The 24,121-nt window shown below is 61.9% G+C and carries 22 protein-coding genes; 13 read left to right on the plus strand and 9 right to left on the minus strand.

The genetic code is table 11. The annotated features are described in order from the left end of the window. The first annotated feature begins 264 nt into the window (after nucleotides 1-264). The 5 genes from AB4N98_RS07390 to rlmF all read left to right on the plus strand — a co-directional run bounded on the left by AB4N98_RS07390 (nucleotide 265) and on the right by rlmF (nucleotide 6,944). Complete coding sequence (locus tag AB4N98_RS07390) at nucleotides 265-1,755, plus strand: leucyl aminopeptidase (protein ID WP_017526264.1); 1,491 nt, start codon at nucleotides 265-267, stop codon at nucleotides 1,753-1,755. A 51-nt stretch (nucleotides 1,756-1,806) separates the two neighbouring features. Continuing rightward, entirely contained in the window at nucleotides 1,807-2,235 is a 429-nt protein-coding gene (locus AB4N98_RS07395) for a DNA polymerase III subunit chi (protein ID WP_065877238.1), read from the plus strand. A 7-nt stretch (nucleotides 2,236-2,242) separates the two neighbouring features. Further along, nucleotides 2,243-2,641, plus strand: a complete 399-nt coding sequence (locus tag AB4N98_RS07400; RefSeq protein WP_017526262.1) for a hypothetical protein — start codon at nucleotides 2,243-2,245, stop codon at nucleotides 2,639-2,641. Nucleotides 2,642-2,841: 200 nt separating this feature from the next. Beyond that, the gene (locus AB4N98_RS07405) at nucleotides 2,842-5,688 is read left to right on the plus strand and encodes a valine--tRNA ligase (RefSeq protein ID WP_017526261.1); all 2,847 of its coding nucleotides are present in this window, start codon (nucleotides 2,842-2,844) and stop codon (nucleotides 5,686-5,688) included. A 236-nt stretch (nucleotides 5,689-5,924) separates the two neighbouring features. Next, nucleotides 5,925-6,944 (plus strand): 23S rRNA (adenine(1618)-N(6))-methyltransferase RlmF, encoded by a 1,020-nt coding sequence (rlmF, locus tag AB4N98_RS07410; protein WP_065877240.1) that lies wholly within the window; start codon nucleotides 5,925-5,927, stop codon nucleotides 6,942-6,944. 114 nt (nucleotides 6,945-7,058) lie between these two features. Here the strand turns inward: rlmF and AB4N98_RS07415 are convergent, their stop codons facing one another. Beyond that, a complete protein-coding gene (locus tag AB4N98_RS07415; RefSeq protein WP_003188840.1) occupies nucleotides 7,059-7,340 on the minus strand; it encodes an HU family DNA-binding protein in 282 nt (93 codons plus the stop codon). Nucleotides 7,341-7,737: 397 nt separating this feature from the next. Here AB4N98_RS07415 and yejK point away from each other — a divergent pair, with 397 nt between their 5' ends. Both yejK and AB4N98_RS07425 read left to right on the plus strand, forming a co-directional pair. Continuing rightward, entirely contained in the window at nucleotides 7,738-8,742 is a 1,005-nt protein-coding gene (yejK, locus tag AB4N98_RS07420) for a nucleoid-associated protein YejK (RefSeq protein ID WP_003171997.1), read from the plus strand. Continuing rightward, nucleotides 8,742-9,092, plus strand: a complete 351-nt coding sequence (locus AB4N98_RS07425) for a glutaredoxin family protein (protein WP_065877241.1) — start codon at nucleotides 8,742-8,744, stop codon at nucleotides 9,090-9,092. The genes yejK and AB4N98_RS07425 overlap by 1 nt, the downstream gene beginning before the upstream one ends. Here AB4N98_RS07425 and AB4N98_RS07430 read toward each other — a convergent pair whose 3' ends face one another. From AB4N98_RS07430 to AB4N98_RS07450, 5 genes are read right to left on the minus strand one after another with little or no spacing between them, the layout of a single operon-like run. Beyond that, a complete protein-coding gene (locus AB4N98_RS07430) occupies nucleotides 9,093-10,070 on the minus strand; it encodes a FecR family protein (protein WP_017526258.1) in 978 nt (325 codons plus the stop codon). Next, nucleotides 10,067-10,645: an RNA polymerase sigma factor gene (locus AB4N98_RS07435; protein WP_017526257.1), complete on the minus strand. Its 579-nt coding sequence runs from the start codon at nucleotides 10,643-10,645 to the stop codon at nucleotides 10,067-10,069. The genes AB4N98_RS07430 and AB4N98_RS07435 overlap by 4 nt, the downstream gene beginning before the upstream one ends. 8 nt (nucleotides 10,646-10,653) lie before the next feature. Then, complete coding sequence (locus AB4N98_RS07440) at nucleotides 10,654-10,980, minus strand: DUF3325 domain-containing protein (protein ID WP_017526256.1); 327 nt, start codon at nucleotides 10,978-10,980, stop codon at nucleotides 10,654-10,656. Next, nucleotides 10,981-12,555: a PepSY-associated TM helix domain-containing protein gene (locus AB4N98_RS07445; protein WP_017526255.1), complete on the minus strand. Its 1,575-nt coding sequence runs from the start codon at nucleotides 12,553-12,555 to the stop codon at nucleotides 10,981-10,983. Further along, nucleotides 12,552-12,854 (minus strand): DUF3649 domain-containing protein, encoded by a 303-nt coding sequence (locus tag AB4N98_RS07450; protein ID WP_017526254.1) that lies wholly within the window; start codon nucleotides 12,852-12,854, stop codon nucleotides 12,552-12,554. The genes AB4N98_RS07445 and AB4N98_RS07450 overlap by 4 nt, the downstream gene beginning before the upstream one ends. 170 nt (nucleotides 12,855-13,024) lie before the next feature. Here AB4N98_RS07450 and AB4N98_RS07455 point away from each other — a divergent pair, with 170 nt between their 5' ends. The 3 genes from AB4N98_RS07455 (at nucleotide 13,025) to fecA (ending at nucleotide 16,882) form a co-directional block, all read left to right on the plus strand. Then, nucleotides 13,025-13,513: a sigma-70 family RNA polymerase sigma factor gene (locus tag AB4N98_RS07455; protein ID WP_017526253.1), complete on the plus strand. Its 489-nt coding sequence runs from the start codon at nucleotides 13,025-13,027 to the stop codon at nucleotides 13,511-13,513. After that, on the plus strand, nucleotides 13,510-14,451 hold the full coding sequence (locus tag AB4N98_RS07460) for a FecR domain-containing protein (protein ID WP_065877242.1): 942 nt from the start codon (nucleotides 13,510-13,512) through the stop codon (nucleotides 14,449-14,451). The genes AB4N98_RS07455 and AB4N98_RS07460 overlap by 4 nt, the downstream gene beginning before the upstream one ends. 91 nt (nucleotides 14,452-14,542) lie before the next feature. Next, nucleotides 14,543-16,882: a TonB-dependent Fe(3+) dicitrate receptor FecA gene (gene fecA, locus AB4N98_RS07465; RefSeq protein ID WP_065877243.1), complete on the plus strand. Its 2,340-nt coding sequence runs from the start codon at nucleotides 14,543-14,545 to the stop codon at nucleotides 16,880-16,882. On the opposite strand, the gene AB4N98_RS07470 is transcribed toward fecA, so the two are convergent. Next, nucleotides 16,883-17,755 (minus strand): LysR family transcriptional regulator, encoded by an 873-nt coding sequence (locus AB4N98_RS07470; RefSeq protein ID WP_065877244.1) that lies wholly within the window; start codon nucleotides 17,753-17,755, stop codon nucleotides 16,883-16,885. Nucleotides 17,756-17,860: 105 nt separating this feature from the next. Between AB4N98_RS07470 and AB4N98_RS07475 the strand changes: the two genes are divergently transcribed. Next, on the plus strand, nucleotides 17,861-19,372 hold the full coding sequence (locus tag AB4N98_RS07475) for an MFS transporter (RefSeq protein WP_460149345.1): 1,512 nt from the start codon (nucleotides 17,861-17,863) through the stop codon (nucleotides 19,370-19,372). Between the two features lie 53 nt (nucleotides 19,373-19,425). Here AB4N98_RS07475 and AB4N98_RS07480 read toward each other — a convergent pair whose 3' ends face one another. Beyond that, complete coding sequence (locus AB4N98_RS07480) at nucleotides 19,426-19,836, minus strand: HPF/RaiA family ribosome-associated protein (RefSeq protein WP_017526248.1); 411 nt, start codon at nucleotides 19,834-19,836, stop codon at nucleotides 19,426-19,428. A 212-nt stretch (nucleotides 19,837-20,048) separates the two neighbouring features. Beyond that, a complete protein-coding gene (locus AB4N98_RS07485; RefSeq protein ID WP_017526247.1) occupies nucleotides 20,049-20,996 on the minus strand; it encodes a LysR substrate-binding domain-containing protein in 948 nt (315 codons plus the stop codon). A 137-nt stretch (nucleotides 20,997-21,133) separates the two neighbouring features. Here AB4N98_RS07485 and AB4N98_RS07490 point away from each other — a divergent pair, with 137 nt between their 5' ends. Together AB4N98_RS07490 and AB4N98_RS07495 are read left to right on the plus strand one after the other, a co-directional pair. Then, nucleotides 21,134-22,510: an L-serine ammonia-lyase gene (locus AB4N98_RS07490; protein ID WP_017526246.1), complete on the plus strand. Its 1,377-nt coding sequence runs from the start codon at nucleotides 21,134-21,136 to the stop codon at nucleotides 22,508-22,510. Between the two features lie 60 nt (nucleotides 22,511-22,570). Then, complete coding sequence (locus tag AB4N98_RS07495; RefSeq protein ID WP_065877246.1) at nucleotides 22,571-23,860, plus strand: serine/threonine transporter; 1,290 nt, start codon at nucleotides 22,571-22,573, stop codon at nucleotides 23,858-23,860. The last annotated feature ends 261 nt before the right edge of the window (nucleotides 23,861-24,121 follow it).

Genomic DNA, 24,121 nt, shown 5'->3' on the forward strand with positions numbered 1-24,121 from the left:
CAGGCTAAGGCGGCCAAACAAGCAAGCATACCGAGTCAGCCCATTTACAAGGGCCGGCTAAAAAGATGGCGCATTATCCTGTGATTGATCGCGCCTGTCACTGCGCAACCTCATGCGTAGGTACAAAGCATGCGCCAAGGGTTGTCAGGCTTTGCTTGCGAGGTTCAAACTGCGGCCTTTGTCGCGGGTGATTGACTCAGCCGCCACGCTTTAAAGCCTGGGTACATACGCCAGGCTCCCAGACCTTATATAAGGGACCCGAAAATGGAATTGGTTGTAAAAAGCGTTAGCCCCGAAACGTTGAAAACCGCCACCCTCGTGGTCGCCATCGGCGAAGGTCGCAAGCTCGGCGTGGCCGCCAAGCAACTCGACGAACTCAGCGGCGGCGCCATCAGCGCGGTGCTCAAGCGCGGCGACCTGGCCGGCAAAGTCGGCCAGAGCCTGCTGCTGCAAAGCCTGCCCAACCTCAAGGCCGACCGCGTATTGCTGGTGGGCGTGGGCAAGGACGAAGAACTGGGCGACCGCCCATTCCGCAAGATCGTCAGCGGCATCCTCAACACCCTCAAGGGCCTGGGCGGCGGCGATGCCACGCTGGCACTCGATGAAATCGTGGTCAAAGGCCGCGACAGCTACGGCAAGACCCGCCTGCTGGCCGAGTCACTAGTAGACGGCGGTTATACCTTCGACCAGTTCAAGAGCCAGAAAGCCGAACCCCGCGCCCTGAAGAAAATCACCCTGCTGACCATCAAGGCCGCCCAGGCTGAAGTCCAGCGCGCCGTGACCCACGCTACCGCCATTGCCAACGGCATGTCGTTCACCCGCGACCTGGGCAACCTGCCGCCGAACATCTGCCACCCCACCTTTCTGGGCGAACAGGCCAAGGCACTGGGTAAAGAGTTCAAGGGCCTGAAAGTTGAAGTCCTGGACGAGAAAAAGATCAAGGAACTGGGCATGGGCTCGTTCTACGCCGTGGGCCAGGGCAGCGACCAGCCGCCACGCCTGATCGTGATGCAATACAACGGCGGCAAGAAGTCCGAGAAGCCTTACGCCCTGGTGGGCAAAGGCATTACCTTCGACACCGGCGGCATCAGCCTCAAGCCGGGCGCGGGCATGGACGAGATGAAATACGACATGGGCGGTGCCGCCAGCGTGTTCGGCACCCTGCGAGCCGTACTGGAACTCAAGCTGCCGATCAACCTGGTGTGCATCCTGGCCTGTGCCGAGAACATGCCGAGCGGCGGCGCGGCTCGCCCAGGCGACATCGTCACCACCCTGAGCGGCCAGACCGTCGAGATCCTCAACACCGACGCCGAAGGCCGCCTGGTGCTGTGCGATGCGCTGACCTACGCCGAGCGTTTCAAGCCGCAGGCGGTGATCGACATCGCCACCCTGACCGGCGCATGCATCGTTGCCCTGGGCTCCCACACCTCGGGGCTGCTGGGCAACAACGACGAGCTGATCGAGCAACTGCTCAGTGCCGGCAAGGCCGCCGATGACCGCGCCTGGCAACTGCCGCTGTTCGATGAGTACCAGGAGCAACTGGACAGCCCGTTCGCCGACATCGCCAACATCGGCGGCCCGAAAGCCGGCACCATCACGGCGGCCTGCTTCCTGTCGCGCTTTGCCAAGAACTTCAACTGGGCGCACCTGGACATCGCCGGCACCGCCTGGACCAGCGGCGGCAAGGACAAGGGCGCCACCGGTCGTCCGGTTCCCCTGCTGACCCAGTACCTGCTGGATCGCGCCAAAGCCTGAAACTGAAGATGCCGGGGCGGCCAACACACCGCTCCGGTCTCAGGAACCGCAATGACCCAAGTCGACTTCTATATATTGCCCAGCGCCGACCCGCTCGCGCGCCTGGACTTTGCCTGCAAGCTCACCGAAAAAGCCTGGCGCATGGGCCACCGCATCTACCTGCATTGCAGCGATGGCGCCCAACGCGATGAACTCGACGCCCGCCTGTGGCGCTTCAAGGGCGAGAGCTTCGTGCCCCACGGCCCCGCCGAATCGGAACCCGAAGGCCTGGTTGTACTGGGTTTGGGCGACGGTTGCGGCGCTCACCACGACCTGCTGGTCAACCTGGACCTGAAAGTACCGCCCTTTGCCAAGGCGTTCGCCCGCGTGGCGGAAGTGGTGGTGGAGGATCCGGCTATTCGTCAGGCCGCGCGGGAGAGTTTCCGTTTCTACCGCGAACAGGGCTATCCTTTGCAAGATCACCGGCTACAACGACTTTGAGCACACGATGGACACTTCCAACCCCGTAAAAAAAGATGACCACCTGCTGGACGATCTCGAGTCGATCCGCAAGTTGCTGGGTGATGACGACTTACAACCGCCGCTGCTGACCGAACCGGTCGATGGCGAGGTACAGATTCCGCTGTTGTTCGACATGGTGGGCGGCAAGCCCGCCGCGCCGGCACCGAGCGTCGAGGCCCCCGTCGTCGTGGAAGCCGCGCCTGCCGCCGCGCCTGCCGATAAGGCACCCGACGCCTTGCTGCTGCACCTGGACAACGAACTGCGCGCCGCCGCGCAATTGATCATGCAAGACGTGATCGACGACTTTGCCCCGCATATCGAAACCGAGATCAAACGCCGGATGGATGCGCGGATGGAACGGTTGCTTAGCCAGTACCAATCTTAAGCCACACACCTATCCCCTGTGGGAGGGGCTTGCCCCCGATGAGGGTGCATCAGTCTCAATATTTTTGACTGTCACCGCGCTATCGGGAGCAAACCCCCTCCCACATTTGCCCCGCACACAGCTCAACCTCGCCCTGCGCCCTATCCCCCGTTATACTTGCCGGCTTTCCTGAATAAATGCCAACTAGGGTCCCGCCGCGCATGGATAAGACCTACCAGCCGCACGCAATTGAAACTTCCTGGTACAACACCTGGGAGTCCGAGAACTATTTCGCTCCGCAAGGTGCGGGCGAGTCCTACACCATCATGATCCCGCCACCGAACGTCACTGGCAGCCTGCACATGGGCCATGGCTTCAACAATGCGATCATGGATGCGTTGATCCGTTTCCGCCGCATGCAGGGTCGCGACACCCTGTGGCAGCCGGGTACCGACCACGCCGGTATCGCCACGCAGATGCTGGTGGAGCGTCAACTCGAAGCCACCGGCCAGAACCGTCACGACCTGGGCCGCGAGAAATTCCTGGAAAAAGTCTGGGAATGGAAAGACCAGTCGGGCGGCAATATCAGTCGGCAGATCCGTCGCCTGGGCTCGTCCGTCGACTGGAGCCGCGAGCGCTTCACCATGGACGACGGCCTGTCGGACGCCGTGAAAGAAGCCTTCGTGCGCCTGCATGAAGACGGCCTGATCTACCGCGGCAAGCGCCTGGTCAACTGGGATACCAAGTTGCACACGGCGATTTCCGACCTCGAAGTGGAAAACCACGACGAGAAAGGCTTCCTGTGGAACCTTAAATACCCACTGGCCGACGGCGCCAAGACCGCCGAGGGCAACGATTACCTGATCGTCGCCACCACCCGTCCGGAAACCATGCTCGGCGATGCCGCCGTAGCGGTTAACCCGAACGACGAGCGCTACCAGGCGCTGATCGGCAAGTTTGTCGAGCTGCCGCTGGTTGGCCGCCGCATCCCGATCATCGCAGACGACTACTGCGACCCTGAATTCGGCACCGGCTGCGTGAAAATTACCCCGGCCCACGATTTCAACGACTACGAAGTCGGCAAGCGCCACAACCTGCCGCTGCTGAACATCTTCGACAAAAATGCCGCCGTATTGCCGGCCTGCCAGGTATTCAACCTGGACGGCACGCTGAACGACAGCATCGACGGCCAGATCCCGGCCGAATACGCCGGCCTTGACCGTTTTGAAGCGCGCAAGCAGATCGTCGCGGCCTTCGACGCCGTGGGTTTGCTGGTGAGCGTCGACGACCACGCGCTGAAAGTGCCGAAGGGCGACCGCTCCGGCACCGTGATCGAGCCTTGGCTGACCGACCAGTGGTACGTGTCCACCAAACCGCTGGCCGAGCCTGCGATTGCCGCCGTGGAAGATGGCCGCATCCAGTTCGTGCCTAAACAGTACGAAAACATGTACTTCTCGTGGATGCGCGACATCCAGGATTGGTGCATCAGCCGTCAACTGTGGTGGGGCCACCGCATTCCGGCGTGGTACGACGAGTCGGGCAAGGTCTATGTGGGCCGCGACGAAGCCGAAGTGCGCGCCAAGCACAACCTCGGCGCGGACATCGCGCTGCAACAGGACAACGACGTGCTGGACACCTGGTTCAGTTCGGGCCTGTGGACGTTCTCCACCCTGGGTTGGCCGCAGCAGACCGAGTTCCTCAAGAAATTCCACTCCACCGATGTGCTGGTCACCGGCTTCGACATCATTTTCTTCTGGGTTGCCCGGATGATCATGCTCACCATGCATTTGGTGAAAAACGAGGACGGCACGCCGCAGGTACCGTTCAAGACTGTGTACGTACACGGCCTGGTGCGCGACGGCCAGGGCCAGAAGATGTCCAAGTCCAAGGGCAACGTGCTGGACCCGCTGGACATCATCGACGGCATTGACCTGGAAACCCTGGTGCAGAAACGCACCTCGGGCCTGATGCAGCCGAAACTGGCGAAGAAGATCGAGAAGCAGACCCGCGACGAATTCGCCGACGGCATCGCCAGCTACGGCACCGACGCCCTGCGCTTCACCTTCTGCTCGCTGGCGTCCACCGGTCGCGACATCAAGTTCGACATGGGCCGCGTCGAAGGCTATCGCAACTTCTGCAACAAAATCTGGAACGCCGCGCGCTACGTGCTGGATAAAGGCGAAGACTGCGGCCAGAACGGCGAAGCCGTTGAACTGAGCCTGGCTGATCGCTGGATCATCTCGCAACTGCAACGCACCGAAGCCGAAGTGACCCGCCAACTCGACCAGTTCCGTTTCGACCTGGCCGCACAGGCCTTGTACGAGTTCATCTGGAACCAATATTGCGACTGGTACCTGGAGCTGTCCAAGCCGGTACTGTGGGACGAAAACGCGCCGGTCGAACGCCAGCGCGGCACGCGTCGCACCCTGGTGCGCGTATTGGAAGTGGCGCTGCGCCTGGCGCACCCGTTCATGCCGTTCATCACTGAAGAAATCTGGCAGCGCCTGGCGCCGCTGGCCGGTATCGAAGGCAAGACCATCATGCTGCAGCCTTGGCCAGTGGCCAATGAAGCGCGCATCGATGAAGCCGCCGAAAGCGATATCGAATGGCTCAAGACCTTGATGCTCGGCACGCGCAACATCCGCGCCGAGATGAACATCGGGCCAGGCAAACCACTGGCGGTGTTCGTGAAGAACGCCAGCGTTGAAGACCAGCGTCGCCTCAGCGAGAACGACGCCCTGCTCAAAAAGCTGGCGAAGCTGGAATCGATCACCGTTTTGGCCGAAGGCGCCGACGCGCCGCTGTCCGCCACCGCACTGGTTGGCGAGATGGAAGTGCTGGTGCCGATGGCCGGCCTGATCGACAAGGGCGCGGAACTGGCCCGTCTCGACAAGGAGATCCTGCGCCTGCAAGGCGAAGTGCAACGTGTGGGCGGCAAGCTGTCCAACGCGGCGTTCGTCGACAAGGCGCCGGCTGAAGTAATCGACAAGGAGCGCGCCAAACTGGCTGAAGCGGAACAGGCGTTGGGCAAGCTGGCCGAGCAACACGCGCGGATTTCCAGCCTGTAAGGCCTGAACCGTGTGAAAAAGAGACCTTCGGGTCTCTTTTTTTGCCTGGATATTCCCACCTACTGCCGTCAACGCGGTCAATGTGGGAGGGGGCTTGCCCCCGATGGCGGTCTGCCAGCCAGACATGTATTGACTGATAGACGGCTATCGGGAACAAGCCCCCTCCCACATTTGAACGAGTTGATCTCAGGAATGTGTGACAATGCCCACCACTTTGAGCCAACACCAGAATCATCATGACCGCCCCCAGCACGCCAAAACCTCCGCGCAAGAAACCTAAAACCGCCGCCACGGCCAAGCCCGTGGTACCGCGCAAAGAGGCTACCCTGCATCCGCGCAACCGTCACACTGGCCGTTACGACTTCCCGGCGCTGATCAAGACCACGCCGGAACTGGCGCAGTATGTGATCCTCAACCCCTATGGCAAGGAGAGCATCGACTTCGCCAGCCCGGATGCGGTGCGCGTGTTCAACCGGGCGTTGCTCAAGGCTTTCTATGGCATCCAGCACTGGGACATCCCGCAGGACTACCTGTGCCCGCCGGTGCCGGGGCGTGCCGACTACGTGCACTTCCTCGCCGACCTGCTGGCAAGTACCAATGACGGCAAGATCCCGCGCGGCTCAATCGTCAAGGTGCTGGACATCGGCATGGGCGCCAACTGCGTCTATCCGCTGATTGGCTACATGGAATACCGCTGGAACTTCCTGGGCTCGGAGGTCGACCCGATCGCCGTGTCCGCCGCCAAGGCCATCGTGCAGTCCAATGACCTGAGCAAGGTCATCCAGTTGCGCCAGCAGCCCAACCCCAAGCAGATTCTGTTGGGCCTGCTGGAGCCGGGCGAACGCTTTGACCTGACGATGTGCAACCCGCCCTTCCATGCGTCCATGGACGAAGCCACCAAAGGCAGCGAGCGTAAATGGCGCGCCCTGGGCAAGGCCGACCCCAAGCGTAAATTGCCGGTGCTGAACTTCGGCGGCCAATCGGCTGAACTGTGGTGCGAAGGCGGCGAAGCACGCTTTGTGACGCAGTTGATCGCCGAGAGCGCGCACTTTGCCCACAAGGTGTTGTGGTTCAGTACCCTGGTGTCAAAAGCGTCGAACTTGCCTGCGATCGAGACCGCCCTGAAAAAAGCCGGCGTGCTGGAAAGCCAGGTGGTGGAGATGTCCCAGGGGCAAAAGCAAAGCCGCTTCGTGGCCTGGACCTTCCAGACCAAGAACGAACAGCAGATCTGGCGCCAGCGCTGGGTGCGTGACTAAGCCAGTGGTGTAAGGGAGCTTGCTCACCACCATGAGCCAGCTACCCCGATAAAATCGCAGGCAACAAAAAACCGTGCCCGGATCGCTCCGGAGCACGGTTTTTTTTGCTGCGTCTTACTTGTTAACAGCGTCGGTCAGGCCTTTGGCCACAACCAGCTTGATAACTTTCTTGGCAGCGATTTCGATGGCAGCGCCAGTCGAAGGGTTACGGCCAGTACGGGCAGGACGCTCGGTCACTTTCAGTTTGCCAACGCCTGGCAGAGTGATTTCGCCGCCGTTTTCCAGCTGATCAGCAACAACTTGGCTCAGTTGGTCCAGCAGAGCGCGCACGGTAGTTTTCGGTGCGTCTACTGCTTCAGCCAGGTCAGCGATCAGTTGGTCTTTAGTAATAGCCATTGTGGTGTTCCTTCCCTATCAAATTCATATGGATTGCAGAGTGCAGTGTCAGCCGTCGAGCCCGACCGTCTAGGCCTGGCACCCCAGGCTTATAACCTCGAAGATCGGGGTTATAGATGCTTGAAACGGGGATTGGTTCGACCTGACAGATGCTGAATGCACGCTTAACGCCGAGACATGGCGTAAGACGGGGCAAAACTAGCACAGAGACGGGGAAATATCCGCCTCTACCTACCCATTTGGTCAGCTTTATCGCTCTAAACCGTGAAAAAAAGGCATATGCCCGGTCGGACAGCGGTCAAAACCGCCTTCGACGCGTGTCTTGGCCAATGGGTGCGGTACACTGGGCGACTTTTCGGGGAGGCCAGACGCTCCCCTTCAACCAGCCGAGAAGCCTATGCCGATCCGTCATTGCATCGTCCACCTGATCGACAAAAAACCCGACGGCACACCCGCAGTTCTCCACGCCCGTGATTCGGAGCTGTCCGAATCGGCGGCCATCGAGAACATGCTCGCCGACCTCAACGAGAGCTACAACGCCAAACAAGGCAAGGCCTGGGGGTTCTTCCATGCCGAGTCCGGCGCGCACCCGTTCAGCGGTTGGTTGAAGGAGTATTTCGACGGTGGCCAGGACTTCACCACCTTCAGCCGCACGGCGGTCGAGCACCTGCAAAAGCTGATGGAAGAGTCCAACCTTTCCACCGGCGGCCACGTGCTGTTTGCCCATTACCAGCAAGGCATGACCGACTACCTGGCCATCGCCCTGCTGCACCATAGCGAAGGCGTGGCGGTGACCGATGAGCTGGACGTGACCCCGTCCCGTCACCTGGACCTGGGCCAACTGCACCTGGCGGCGCGGATCAACGTGTCCGAGTGGCAGAACAACAAACAGTCCAAGCAGTACATTTCGTTTATCAAGGGCAAGAACGGCAAGAAGGTCTCGGAGTACTTCCGTGACTTTATCGGCTGCCAGGAAGGTGTCGACGGCCCGGGCGAGACGCGCACCCTGCTCAAGGCCTTCAGTGACTTCGTTGAAAGCGAAGACCTGCCGGACGAGTCCGCGCGCGAAAAAACCAAGACCCTGGTGGACTACGCCAGCAGCCAGGCCAAGCTCGGCGAACCCATGGGCCTGGAAGAACTCTCGGGGTTGATCGATGAAGATCGGCCTAAAGCGTTTTACGACCACATCCGCAACAAGGACTACGGCCTCTCGCCGGAAATCCCCGCCGATAAGCGCACCCTCAACCAGTTCCGCCGCTTCACCGGCCGCGCCGAGGGCCTGTCGATCAGTTTTGAAGCGCACCTGCTGGGCGACAAGATCGAATACGACGAAGCCGCCGGCACCTTGATCATCAAGGGCCTGCCGACCCAACTGACCGACCAGCTCAAGCGCCGTAATTGATGCTGGGCACCGTATTCAAGAAAGTCCTGTTGGTATTACTGGTGGTGGTGGCGATCCAGAACTGGGGCAAGGTCGAGCGGCTGTTCAACCCGTCGCAGGTGGCGTCGGAGCAGGTGCGGGCTTCGGCGCGCGTGGTGCTCTACGCTACCGAGTGGTGCGGTTACTGCAAACAGATCCGCCGCTTCCTCGATCAAAAAGGCATTGCGTACAAGGCATTCGATATCGAGAAAGACGCCTCGGCGCGCAAGGCGTACGAGGCGCTGGGCGGCGGCGGGATTCCGTTTGTGGACGTCAATGGCACGCTGATTCGCGATTACAACCCAGATGCGATCATGGCGGCGCTGAAGTGATCAGCGCACCACGATCATCCGCCCCAGCACGTTGTGCTGCTCAAACCCCAGCACCGCCTGCAACGCATTAAGCACCGCTTGCGGGTCTTTGCTCGGGAAGCTGCCGCTGACGCGCCTGGCGCCCATCTCTTCGTTGAGCAGCAGGATGCGCCCAGGGTAGTAGCGCGCTAGGTCCTTGATCACATCAGCCAGCGGCGCCTTGTAATAATTGAGCCAACCTTCGCGCCAGGCCAGGCGCGACTCGCTGTCCACCGCCTGCGGGGGCTCAGCCATGCCATCGGCGTAGGCGACGTGCTGGCCTGCCGTAAGAATCTGCTGCCGGCCCTGTTTGGACGGCGTAACGCCGACCCGACCGGACAACACCGTCACCTCAGCCCCCGCCGGTTGCAAGCGCACTTCAAACTGCGTGCCGAGCACTCGTGCTTCGCCGCTGCCCGCCTCCACCACAAACGACTGGCCGGTATGCGCCACGCGGAAAAAACCGGCGCCGCGACGCAGTTGGATATGCCGCTCGCCATGGGTGAAATCCACGGCAATCGCGCTGTCGGCGTCGAGGGTGACTTGGGATTTATCCGCCAGGGTGACGGTTTTCACCTCCCCGACCGCCGTGACGTAATCGGCGCCAAAGTCATCGACCCAACGCGACGGCTGCCAACCGGCACCCATCGACACCATCAGCAGCAGGCAGGCGGCCAGGGCCAGGGCGCCGGACCAGCGCATTACACGCGAGCGCTTGGAGGTATGCATCGCGTTGAGATAGCCCTGCAGCGCCAGGGCGTCTTCGCCCGCCAGTTTAAGCGCGGGCACTTCGCTCAATTCCCACGCCACCTGGGCCTGGGCGTAAGCCTCGACGTGGGCGGGGTCGGCACGCAGCCAGCGGTTGAACGTTGCCTGGTCGCCACTGCTGGGCTGGTCATGCAACAGGCTCAGCCAGGCCAGGGCGGCGTGTTCCTGGTCGGGCGTCGGGGTGACGTTCACGGTGCTTTCCCTGGCGTACGTGGGGGCGATGGTTCACGAAGGCTGGCCTTGCAGGCTTCGAGGGCACGCATCATATGTTTTTCCACGGCACTTTGGGACAGGCCCATGGCCTTGGCGATTTGCGCGTACTTGCGCCCGTGGATACGGTTGAGCAGGAAAATCTGGCGAGTGCGCTCGGGCAGGCTGCGCAAGGCGGCCTCAACATGGCGCAAATCGTTGCCCGCCTCCAGCGCGGCCTGGGGTTCGCAGCCCTGGTGATCCTGCTGCTCGGGTAACCAGCCTTCGCTGCTGCGCACGCGGGCGCCTTCGCTGCGCAGGTGGTCGATGGCGATATTGCCGGCGCAGCGCAGCAGGTAGGTGCTGAGTTCTTCGACCTGCACCAGCGGGCGGCGCCAGAAGCGCAGGAACAGGTCCTGCACCAGGTCGGCCGCCGTGGCGCGACAGCCCACGCGTCGGCTGACCAGGGCTTCCATCTGCGAGCGCTGCGACAAAAACACCTGCAAGAAATGCGCACGCCCGCCCGCCACGTCAGCCTGCGGGCTGTCCTGGGGTTCGGATGGGGGGCTGATCATCATGGCAGGGCTCAGAGGGCGGCGAAGGCCGCAACGGGGCTGACCAGCAGGCCGACGCCCGCCAGGATCAAGGCCAGCCTTGGCCGATAAGGCAACAACAGCACCAGCAGCAGCGCGCTGAGCATCAGCACCGCGCACCACTCCACCAGGCCCAGTGCCCAACCGTCGGCACTCACGGCGGGCCAGATCGCAATGGCCAGCAGCGCCCACCCCGCCAGGCGCAACCCCTGGCGCCGACGCGGCGACGGCTTGCTGTGGAGCAGTTCGCCGTGATGGCGGTCTGTGGCCAGGCACAACGCGGTGAACCCCGCGTAACACATCAAGAGCGCGAGCAACATTCAGTTCGCCTCCTGCTTGAGGTGCAGCGGGCGCGGCCGTTGCGCCTTGGGCTGCGGCACCGTGCGGCGTTGCATCTTCCAGGCCGCCCAGGCGAGGAATGCGCCGCTGGCCAGGCAGGTCAGGTCGAAGCCGGCCATGGCCCAGTCGCCCCGGACCAGGGACACACCCAAATGTTGGGATGTAGTGAGTGCATTGAGCAGCGGTACGGCCATAAACAGCAGCGCGGCGAAGCCCAACTGTTCCACCCAAGCCTGACGACCACGACGCAGGACCGCGTGCAACAGGCTCAGGCCCCAGGCGATAAAGAAGGTCTGCACCTCCCAACCGGAACGCTCGGCGAAGCTCACCGGCAGCAGGCGGTTGGCCCAAAAGAATGCCGCGATGGCGATCAACAAGCCGGACATGCTGGCAATGTTCAGCACTTCCACCAGCCGCAATTCAAATGGCATCACGGCCGTCTTGGCGTGCTTGAGCTGGCGCTTGCCCAGCCATATCACCAGCCCGGTGCCGATCATCGCCGTGCCCGCCAAGCCGCAGATAAAGTACAACCAGCGCAATACCGGCCCGGCGAAATGCCCCATGTGCAGGCCGAAGAAACCGCCGGCGACGAGCGTCGGCAGCGACTGCTCGTCGCTGACCTGCAACAGTTCACCGGTGGTGCCGTTGAATTGCACGACACTGCCGAAGTCATGCACCACCTTGTCGGAACCTGCGCGGAACATATTGACCGACGCGTTCACATCACTGGGATTATTCACCGCGATACGCCCGACATGCCCGCCCGCCCACTGCGCCCGCGCTTGCTCGTACAGCGCCGGCAGCGGCAGCAACTTGCCCGGCACACCCTGGGCCGGCGCATTGTTGCTGGCCGGGAACACCTCATTGAAGAAGGCACGGGCATCACCGCCATAGGAAGCCAGGATCGGCGCCGGCATCACCATGGTCATGAAGATCACCAAGCTGCTGTAGGTGATCATCAGGTGGAACGGCAGCACCAGCACCCCCACCGCGTTATGCCCGTCGAGCCAGGAGCGCTGGCCTTTGCGGGGGCGGAAGGTGAAGAAGTCCTTGAAAATCTTCTTGTGGGTGATGATGCCGGTGATCAGTGCGAGGAACATCACCATCGCCGCGAACGTCGACAACCAGCGGCCCCACGGGTGCGGCATTTGCAGCTGGAAGTGGAAGCGGTAGAAAAACTCGCCGCCCATGCTGTCACGGGCCTCTACGGCTTGCGCATTGGTTGGATCAAGGGTCTTTTGATTGAAATTGCCGCGTTTGCCGGGGTCGAGCTTGTCTTGCCACATCACCAAGAGCCCAGGGTCGCGGCTATTGGGCAAGGTGATGATCCAGCGGGCGGCGTCGGGCGCAACGTGCTGCAGGTAGTTTTGCGCGACGCCGAGGCTGCGCGCATCGTCCACTGCATGGGCCTGCACTTCGGGTTGCATCCAGTGACTGATCTCATCCTTGAAATAGGAAAGGGTGCCCGTCAGGAAAATCGCAAACAGCAGCCAGCCGAAGACCAATCCAGCCCAGGTGTGCAACCAGGCCATGGCCTGACGAAATCCCTCTTTCATGTGCGCGTCATCCAAAAACCTACTCCAGCCAGCGTCGCAAACGCCGCGCTCGGCAGCATCACACCCAACCAGGCGCGCCACGCGGTGCGGCAGGCAAAGCACCACAACATCGCCAGCAGATAGAACACAAAGGAACTCAACATGCCGGTGATTACCGCATCCGCACGGGAAGTGGGCAGCCACAGAGCCAGGCAGATACTGGCCAGGGACGCCATCAGGTAACCGCCGATGACAGCGGCCAGCACGCGCGAGGTAACGGCGAAGCGGTAGGCAAGCGGCAGTGAGGGTTTGCTTTTCATGCGGGAGGCGCCAGGTTCGTCAGTGCGCGATATTAATGATAAATATTCTCATAAGCAAAAAAGAACGGATGAATCACCTGCCCAGGCCGATTGCCGAACCGTGTCTTGCGCCCTACAATGCGAACAATTCTTGTTCTCTAACGCTTGTCGAGGCTTGTGGAGTGTTCCCGTTGAGCCCGTCCAACACCGTCGAAGTCCTGTACAACGACCATCACCACTGGCTCACAGGCTGGTTGCGACGCAAACTCGGCTGCCCGGAAAGTGCCGCCGACCTGGCGCAAGACACCTTCATCCGCGTGCTCAGCGCCCGCGAAGCCCCTACGTTGATCGAACCGCGCGCGTTTCTCACCACGGTCGCCAAGCGCGTGCTGTTCAACTTCTATCGCCGCCAGGACCTGGAACGCGCCTACCTCGACGCCCTGGCGCAGATGCCCGAGCACGTGGCACCGTCGGAAGAAGAACGCGCGATCATCCTGCAAACCCTGGTTGAGCTTGACCAACTGCTTGACGGCCTGCCCGTCCAGGTCAAACGCGCCTTCCTGCTGGCCCAACTCGATGGCCTGACTTACGCGCAAATCGGCGCCGAGCTGGGCATTTCCATCGCCACCGTCAAACGCCACCTGCATAAAGCCGCCCTGCGCTGCTACTTTGCCCTATGAATGTCTCGAACCAGGTCGCCGAACAAGCCGTGCATTGGCTGATGGAAATGCAGCAAGGCGCCCTCAACCCGCGCCAGCAAGCGGCCTGGCAGCGCTGGCTGAACGCCCACAGCGAACACCAGCGCGCGTGGGATCATATCCAGCACGTCAACCAACGCCTGCGCGGCATGCCCTCGCCCCTGGCGCATGCCGCGCTGAACGCGCCCACTTCAACCGGCCGGCGCCAGGCGCTCAAGCTGCTGCTCATCCTCGGCGCCGGCTCGGCCGCGGCCTGGAGCCTGCGTCAGCAACATATCCTGCCACCGCTGAGCGCCGATTACCGCAGCCCGGTGGGCCAGCGGCGCAAGGTGCAATTGGCCGACGGCAGCCAATTGCAACTCAACACCGGCAGCGCCGTGGATGTGCATGTCGACGGTCAGCAGCGCCTGATCCGCCTGCTCGAAGGCGAGATCATGTTGAGCGGCATCGCCGGCAATGCGCCACTGCACGTACTCACCGGCCAGGGCCTGCTCACCAGCCAGGCGGCACGCCTGAACGTGCGCCAATTCAATGACCACACCCAACTGGCGGTACTCGACGGTCAGGTCGAGGTGCTGCCCAACAGCTACAGCGGCCTGCCGCTCACGGTGCAAGCCTCGCGCCAGGTCAACTTCATTCGCAAGGGCTGGGACACCCCACGCCCAACCGACGCCAACAGCGGCGCCTGGGCCGACGGCATGCTGGTGGCCGCGCATATGCGCCTGCAAGACTTCCTGGCGGAACTGGGCCGCTACCGTCGCGGCCAGGTCAATTGCGACCCGCAAGTTGCCGACCTGCTGATCTCCGGCAGTTACCCGCTGGACAACAGCGAGCGCATCCTCGACCTGCTGGAAGTCAGCCTGCCGGTAAAAGTGCGGCGCTTTACCCGCTATTGGGTGACCGTCCAGGCACGCGCCTGAAATTAATTTAAAAAACGGTGAGCCGTTTTCCCCGCCTCGCGTGACAGAGAAGGAAAGCCACCTTGAACCTTCCTTCTCAGGACCGCTCCTCATGCCCCAGCAGCCGACCCTCATCGCCCGCACCTTGCGCCAACTGTTCCTGGGCGCCAGCCTCAGTTTCACAGTCTTGCCTTGTGTGATGGCCGTCGACGCCAAGCCGTATCACATCGCCCCAAGCTCGCTTGAGGCAGCGCTGAACCAGTTTGGCCGCGAAGCCGGCGTGCTGATTTCCTTCGGTTCCGACCTCACGGCCGGCATGCAGAGCCGTGGTCTGTCCGGCAATTACAGCGCCGCCGAAGGCCTGCAAAAATTGTTGGAAGGCACCGGCCTGCAAGCCCGTGCCGAAGGTGACAACGCCTTCAGCCTGCAACCTGCGAACGCACCGGCGAGCGTCGAACTGGCAACCTCCAGCGTGGTCGGCGACTGGCTCGGCGATGCGGCGCAAACCAACGTGTTCGAACACCCCGGCGCCCGCGACGTGATCCGCCGCGAAGAATTCGAACGCCAAGGCGCCACCCAGGCCAAGGACGTGCTCAACCGCATCCCCGGCGTCAACGCGCCGGACAACAACGGCACCGGCAGCCATGACATGGCGCTGAACTTCGGCATTCGCGGCCTCAACCCGCGCCTGGCGTCGCGCTCTACAGTGCTGATGGACGGCATCCCGGTGCCCTTTGCGCCGTACGGCCAGCCACAACTGTCGTTCGCGCCGATCAGCATGGGCAACATGGACGCGGTGGACGTGGTGCGCGGTGGCGGCGCCGTGCGCTACGGCCCGCAGAACGTCGGCGGCGTGGTCAATTTCGTGACCCGCGCGATCCCGGATGCGCCCACCGTCAAAGGCGGCTTGCAGACCGAGACCAGCCCGTCGTCCAGCCACGACGGTTTCAAGACCACCGGCAACCTGCTGGCCGGCGGCACTGCCGACAACGGCCTGGGCGGCGCGATTCTATATTCCGGCACCCGTGGCGGCGACTGGCGCGAGCGCAGCGATACACAAATCGACGACCTGATCCTCAAGGGCAAGTACCAACTTGACGACGCCAACAGCTTCAACGCCATGGCGCAGTACTACGAAGGCCAGGCGGATATGCCCGGCGGCTTGAACGTGGCGGACTACAAGGCCGACCCGTACCAGTCCACCCGCCCCTACGACAAATTCTGGGGCCGCCGTACGATGTTCAACGTGGGCTATCGCTACGAACAGGATCGCCGTGAATTCACCGTCAACAGCTTCTTCACCAAGACCCTGCGCAGCGGCTACCTGGACCAGGGCACGTTCCTCTCGCTGTCGCCGCGTGAATATTGGGTGCGCGGCCTGGAAACCCGCTTCGCCCAAGGCTTCGACCTGGGCCCCACCAGCCATGAAGTGGGCGTAGGCTACCGCTACATCAACGAGGCCGGCCACGAACTGCGTTACCGCACGCCGATTTCGGCCAACAACCAGCAAATCCCCACCACCAACAGCCGCAACGACCGCGACACACGCGGCGGTACCGAAGCCAATGCGTTCTTCATCGACGACCGCATCGATATCGGCAAGTGGACCCTCACACCGGGCATTCGCTACGAGGTGATCGAGTCCCAGCAGACCAACAACCTTACCAACGTGAAATACAAGGGTGACTACAACACCGCCCTGCCGGCGTTGAATGTGCTGTATCACCTGACCGACGAGTGGAACCTCTACGCCAATACCGAAGGCTCATTTGGCAGCGTGCAGTACAGCCAGATGCCCAACCGCGTGACCAGCGGCGAAGTGAAACCGGAAAAAGCCCGCACCTGGGAACTGGGCACGCGCTATGACAACGGCAGCCTGCGCGCGGAAATCGGTGCGTTCCTGATCAACTTCGACAACCAGTACGAAAGCAACCAGACCAACGACTCGGTGATCGCCCGTGGCGAAACCCGCCACCAAGGCATCGAGACCAGCGTCAACTATGCGTTGGACGGCTTGAGCCCGGCGCTGGCCGGCTTCGATGTGTATGCCACCTACGCCTATGTCGACGCCACCATCCGTGAAGACGGCCCGAACAAAGGCAACCGCGTGCCCTTCTCGTCCAAGCACAAAGGCACTCTCGGCATGGGCTACACCGAAGGCCGCTGGAAGCTCAACCTGGACAGCAGCTACCAGAGCAGCCAGTTCGCCGACAACGCCAATACCCAGGCCGAAAGCGCAGACGGCGCCAACGGGCGCACCCCCGGCTACATGCTGTTCAGCAGCCGCGCGGCCTATGACTTCGGCCCGCAACTGTCGGATTTGAATGTGGCGGTGGGGGTGAAAAACATCTTCAACAAGCAGTACTTCACGCGCTCGTTCGATGACAACAACAAGGGTAAGTATGTGGGTGAGCCGCGCACGGTGTATGTGCAGACGTCCATTGCGTTCTGATCAACTACCCGCCAGGCAACTGGGCGTGGCCGCCACCAGCGCGTCGATCGCACAGCGCGTCTTGGCCGGCATATGCGTCGCAGTCGGCCAGATCACATGAATGGGTGACGGCTGCTCGCGGTAACCGGGCAGCACCGCTTCCAACTGCCCGCGCAGCACATAATGGGCAACCAGCCAACTCGGCAGCCAGGCCAGGCCGACACCCGCGATGGCGGCGTCGGCCACGGCCTGCAAATCGTCCACCAGCAACGGCGAAGCCACGCGGGAACGGTGCGGTGTGTTGTAACGGTAGGCGATGCCGCGATGGGCGGCGAGGTCTTCGATGGACTCAATCGGACCGACGCGCTGCATATACGCCGGTGCCGCCGCCAGGCACACCGATTGTTCCCCCAGGCGCCGTGCGCTCAGGCGGTCGGTGTCGGGCAGCGGGCCGATCCGCACGGCGACGTCGAAGCCCTCCTGCGCCAAGTCCACCAGCCGGTCGGCGAAGCAAATTTCGATCTCCAAGGCTGGGTAGCGATCCATCAAGCCCCACAACGCGGGCGCCGCATAGTGATGCCCGAAGGCCAGCGGCAAACTCACCCGCAAACGCCCGCGCGGCTGTTGCCGACCGCTTTCCAACACCGATTCGGCCGCCTCGAGTTCCGCCAGTGCGCGCAAGCAATGCTCGTAATAAGCCTGCCCGTCTTCGGTCAAGCGTTGGCGACGGGTAGAACGCTGCAACAGGCATGTGCCCAACCGCGCCTCCAACCGCGCCAAGCCTTTACCCACCGCCGAGCGCGTGAGGTTCAGCCGCTCGGCGGCCTCGGTCAGGTTGCCGCTTTCGACGATGTGCAAAAAGAGTTCAACGCCATCAAAACGCGCAGTGGCCATGCTTTATTTGTCATCCAATATTCCCCTATACGCGGAAAACTTATCACAAATAAAGAAACAGATTCCCCTGAGAATAAACCGACCCACTATCGAAAGGAGAATCCCATGCCACCCGCCACGACGTTATCGACCTCCCGCGCCCCAAGCACCGCCAGGAATAATCTCGCCCTCACCGCCGTGTGCCTGGTGGCCCTGATGTTCGGCCTGGAGATCTCCAGCGTGCCGGTGATCCTGCCCACCCTGGAGCAACAACTGGGCACGGGCTTTCAGGACGCCCAGTGGATCATGAACGCCTACACCCTGGCCTGCACCAGCGTGCTGATGGCGGCGGGTACGCTGGCCGACCGCTTTGGCCGGCGGCGCATGCTGGTGCTGTGCCTGTGGGTATTTGGGCTGGCCTCGCTGGCATGCGGGCTGGCCGATTCGGCCGTCACGCTGATCGTGGCGCGGTTTGTACAGGGTATCGGCGGCGGCGCAATGATGATCTGCCAGTTCGCCATTCTGTCGCACCTGTTTCGCGAGCCGGCGGAACGGGCGCGGGCATTTGCGATCTGGGGCGTGATCGCCGGCGTGGGCCTGGGCTTCGGGCCGATGGTGGGCGCAGTGATCCTGGCGCTGGCGGACTGGCGCTGGGTGTTCCTGGTGCACGTGCCGCTGACCCTGTTCACCCTGGCGCTGTTGCGTGTCAGCGTGGCGGAGTCCCGCGACCCGGCCGCGCACCGGCTGGACATCGCCGGCATGCTCACGTTGACGCTGTCGGTATTCGCCCTGGTTTACTTCATCACCCAAGGCAGCGAACACGGCTTCGGTACACCGGCCATGCTCGCCTGGGCGGGTTTGGCGGTAGTAGGGTTAGTGCTGTTCATCCTTGTTGAACGGCGCAGCGCGCACCCGATGTTCGACTTTTCGGTGTTTCGCATCCAGCGTTTCAATGGCGCGTTGATGGGCTCGATCGGCATGAACTTCAGCTTCTGGCCGTTCATGATCTACCTGCCGCTGTACTTCCAGGCGGGCCTGGGCTACGACACCCTGACCACCGGCGGCGCCCTGCTCGCCTACACCTTGCCCACCTTGCTGGTGCCGCCATTGGCCGAACGCCTGGCCCTGCGCTACGGTGCCGAACGCGTCATCCCCCTGGGGCTGGGCTTGATGGGGGCGGGCTTTTTGGCCATGGCTGCGGCCAACGGGGCTGAACGGCCGAGTATCGGGCTGGTGCTGCTCAGTTGCGTGATCGCCGGGGTGGGCCTGGCGCTGACCAACTCGCCCACCACCAACACCACCACCGGCTCGGTGTCGGCGGATCGCGCGGGCATGGCCTCGGGCATCGACCTCAGTGCCCGGCTGATTACCCTGGCGCTCAACATCGCCCTGATGGGCCTGGTGCTGTTGCTGGGGATCAGCCACCAACTGGCCGCAACGTTACCCGACAGCACCGCCATGGATTGGCCGGCCATCAGCCAAAGCATTGCCGCCGGCAAACTGGGCTCGGTGGGGCTGAACGCCAACGACGCCCAGGCGGCACTGCGCAATGGCACCGGTTGGGCCATGCTGTTTGCGGGGTTGGGTGCCGGCGGCTTGGCAGTGCTGAGCCGGTATTTTTTCCGACGCGGCCGTTGAACGAAAACGGGCCTGCATTTGCAGGCCCGTTTGTAGGGAGGGTTAAAAATCGATCAACCGTTGATCACAGCGTTTTCGTTTTCCAGGAATTCCTCTTCCAGCGCGTCTTCATTCACTTTGTTGATGGGCTGGTTCTTCCCGGCAGCGCGAGGCTTGCCTTGTAATTTGCCAAACAGGTGTTCCAACGCATGGTCCAGCTTGGTGGCCGCACCGTCGATCGCCTGTTCCAGAGTATCGGCCTTGTGCAGTACCGAGATAGCTTGATGACCTTTTGGCCGCGCTTCCAGGCGGCAACTCAAATCATGGGGACCGGGCTTGTCGCCGTTCTCATCCCGCAGGTAGACCTCCACACGGGTCAGGTCTTCTTCGTAACGTTCGAGCGTGCTCTCAATGGTAGTACGTACCCACTCCTCCAGTCGGATGCTGCTTTCAATATGGTTATCGCTATTGACTTGGATTTGCATAGTTCTTCCCTTATTTCAGCTAGCTCGCGAGAGGTCACAACTGCGACACCGGGGTGGTGAAACCATGACCTCTTGATTACACAATTGAGCACCTGCAGGAACAATTCAACCCCTTTGCAAAGATAAATCCTACATTACAAATTAAGCCTGACGACAAGCAGAAACGCTGTTAGGGTGGGGAGTTAGTTACATCTTCTTACGCTCAGCGAACCTCACAATTGCCCCTCTCCCAAGGGATGCAATCCGCGAAAAATCTCCGCTTCCTCCACCAGCCAGTCATGTACCGCCCGCACGCCCGGATGGCTCAGCGCGCCCGGCGCATACAGCAACACATAGCGTTTATGGTTGGGCACGGCCAGGCCGAACGGTACGATCAAGGTGCCGCGTTCCAATTCATCGTTAAGCAACGTGCGTCGCGCAATCGCTACACCCATGCCGGCAATGGCGGCTTCGATGGTCAGGTGGTTACGGTTGAACGTGTGGCCGCGACGCACGTCAGCGACGTGGTAGCCGATAGCGTTCAGGTAAAACTCCCACTCGGCGTACTCATAACTCCCACGCCAGGCGGTGATGTCGTGCAGCAGCGGGAAATGCACCAGGTCGGCCGGGCCATGCAGCGGTGGGCGCCCCCGCAGCAAGCTCGGCGCGCACACCGGAAAGATCTGCTCATCCAGCAATGCGGTAGATAACAGGCCGGGGTAGCTGCCGTCGTTCAGGTCGATGGCCAGGTCAAAGTCGCCCTCGTGCAGCGCAATGCTGCTGTCCTCGGCGACCATGCGCAGTTGGATATCCGGGAAACGTTGCTGTAAACGCGGTAAACGCGGGGTGAGCCACTTGCCGAGAAACGAAGGGATCGAACGCAGGCGCAAGGTGCCGCTGATCATGCCCGCATCCAGCCGCTGCAATTCGGCATCGATGCTGCCGTAAGCCTCTCCCACCGTAGCCGCCAGCCGCTGCCCTTCGGCGCTGAGTTCCACGCCACGGGCTCGCCGGTGAAACAGTCGAAAGCCCAAGCGCTCCTCCAACTGGCGGATTTGCTGGCTCACCGCCCCCGGTGTGATGTGCAGTTCTTCGGCGCAACGGGTGAACGACAAATGCCGTGCCGCGCATGAAAACACATGGAGCCAGACATAGGTCTGACCATGAAGGGGGCGGGCCATAGAGTTTAGTCCTGCTAAAGGGTGTCTTAGGATAATTCGTTGGTCAGTGCCAATCCAGAGGCTCAGTATCACGCCAATTGCGCTCGTCCTACAAAACATGGCAGCGATTCCTACTCCATTGCTTGTAAGGCTTTAGCATGGCTATCAGTGTTTTCGATCTATTCAAGGTGGGCATCGGCCCGTCCAGTTCCCATACCGTTGGCCCCATGCGGGCGGCGGCGACCTTTGCCCAAGCCTTGGGCGATCAGCAATTGCTCAGCGAAACCCGACGGGTGCAAGTGCGCTTATACGGTTCGCTGTCCGCCACTGGTGTCGGCCACGCCACCGACCGCGCCTGCGTGATGGGCTTGATGGGCGAGTGGCCGGACCGTGTCGACCCCACTTCGATCAACACCCGTATCCAGCGGTTGCGTGAGTCCGGCCGCTTGTTGCTGGCCGGCTCACAAGACATTGCCTTCGATTGGCACACCGATCTCCTACTGCTGGACGAAAGCCTGCCCTACCACCCCAACGCCATGTCCCTGCACGCCTATGGCGACAGCGGCCTGCTCAGCGAGCAAACGTACTACTCGGTAGGCGGCGGTTTCATCATCGACGCGGCTGAAGCGGCGTCCGGTATCGCGCCGACCAGCGATGTGGAGTTGCCCTACGACTTTTCCAGTGCGGCGCAACTGCTGGCCCTGTGCAATAAACATGACCTGCGCGTTTCCGAACTGATGATGGCCAACGAACGCGCCTGGCGCAGTGACGAAGAAATCCGCAGCGGCCTGCTGCATATCTGGTCGGTGATGCGCGCATGCGTGGAGCAAGGCCTGCGCGATGAAGGCATCTTGCCAGGCGGCCTGGATGTGCCACGGCGCGCGGCGAAATTGCACCGCAGCCTGTTGGAAATAGGCAAACCCAATGTCATCACCTCGACCTTGTCAGCCATGGAGTGGGTCAACCTGTTCGCCCTCGCCGTCAACGAAGAGAACGCCGCCGGCGGGCGCATGGTCACCGCGCCGACCAATGGCGCGGCGGGGATCATCCCGGCAGTGCTGCATTACTACATGAAGTTCAACGCCGACGCGTCCGATGACGATGTGGTCAACTTCTTCCTGGCCGCAGCCGCCGTCGGCATCTTGTGTAAGAAAAACGCCTCTATCTCCGGCGCCGAGGTCGGCTGCCAGGGCGAAGTCGGTTCGGCCTGCGCCATGGCCGCCGCCGGGCTGGCCGACATCCTCGGCGCCACGCCCGAGCAACTGGAAAACGCCGCCGAAATCGGCCTGGAGCACAACCTCGGCCTGACCTGTGACCCGGTCGGCGGCTTGGTCCAAGTGCCCTGCATCGAGCGCAACGCAATCGCGGCGGTCAAGGCGATCAACGCCACGCAAATGGCCCTGCGCGGCGACGGCAAACACTTCATTTCCCTCGACCGGGTCATCCGCACCATGCGCGACACCGGCGCCGACATGCATGACAAATACAAAGAAACTTCACGGGGCGGCCTGGCCGTGAGCTGGGTGGAATGCTGAGGAGCATTCCCTGACCGCCCCAACGTGAGCCCGCGCAAAAATAATAACGAGGCAATATCGATGACCGATGTACGTACACCTGCTGCCGAAAACCCTGAACGTGTAGAAAGCACCGTCACCACCGGCTGGACCCCGCACGACACCACCTGGATGCTCGGCCTCTACGGCACCGCCATCGGCGCGGGCACCTTGTTCTTGCCGATCAACGCCGGGGTCGGCGGCTTCTGGCCGCTGATCGTGCTGGCCTTGCTGGCCTTCCCGATGACCTTCTTCGCCCACCGTGGGCTGACGCGCTTTGTGTTGTCAGGCAAATCCGGCGATATCACCGACGTAGTCGAAGAACACTTCGGCGTCGGCGCGGGCAAATTGATCACCCTGCTGTACTTCTTTGCGATCTTCCCGATTTTGCTGGTGTACAGCGTGGCGCTGACCAATACCCTCGGCAGTTTTATGCAACACCAACTGCACCTGACGCCGCCGCCCCGGGCGATCCTGTCGCTGGTGCTGATCCTCGGCCTGATGGCGATTGTGCGCTGTGGCCAGGGCATGATCGTCAAGGCCATGAGCGTGCTCGTCTACCCGTTCGTCGCGGCGCTGCTGTTGTTGGCATTCAGCTTGATTCCCAATTGGAACGGCGCATTCTTCGCCTCCGCCAGGGAGGGCATGCCGCTGCCGATGTTCTTTCAGACGCTGTGGCTGGCGATCCCGGTGATGGTGTTCTCGTTCAACCATTCGCCAATCATCTCGGCCTTCGCCGTCGACCAAAAACGCGTGTACGGCCCGATGGCCGAGCGCAAAAGCAGCGGTATTCTCGCCACCGCCCACGGCATGATGGTGCTGACGGTGATGTTCTTCTGCTTCAGTTGCGTACTGGCGCTGTCACCAGCGGACCTGGCGGCGGCCAAGGCCCAGAACATTTCGATCCTGTCGTACCTGGCCAACCACTTCCAGACCCCGGTGATCGCCTACGCTGCACCGCTGATCGCGCTGGTGGCCATCACCAAATCCTTCCTCGGCCATTACATCGGTGCGAGCGAAGGCTTCCAAGGCCTGGTCGTCAAATCCCTGCGCGGGCGCAACCGCACGCTGTCAGCCAAATGGCTGGAGCGCAGCACCGCACTGTTCATGGTGCTCACCTGCTGGGCCGTGGCCACTTTCAACCCGAGCATCCTGGGCATGATCGAGACCATGGGCGGGCCGATCATCGCGTGCTTGCTGTTCCTGATGCCGATGTACGCAATTCGTCGAGTGCCATCTTTGCGCCAGTATTCTGGACAGGTATCGAATGTGTTTGTGGTGCTGATCGGTTTGATTGCGCTGTCTGCGATCGTTTTCTCCGTGCTGCCCTGAAATAGCCCACCGACTTCCAGCACAACGCAAAACACATATGGGAGGGGGCTTGCTCCCGATAGCGGCCTTTGAGCCAAGCATTCATTGGCCAATGCACCGTTATCGGGAGCAAGCCCCCTTCCACATGAGCATCCCACGGTCTGATAGGGCGTTATACGGCACGGCCCTTGCTGTAGAGCTTCTGAGGGAAATGGACTTTGGCCGGTGGTCAGGCAATGCGAACTAATCCCGACACCGGTCGTCAATGACTGCATGTTCTTA

The organism is Pseudomonas sp. S3_E10, assembly GCF_054667615.1.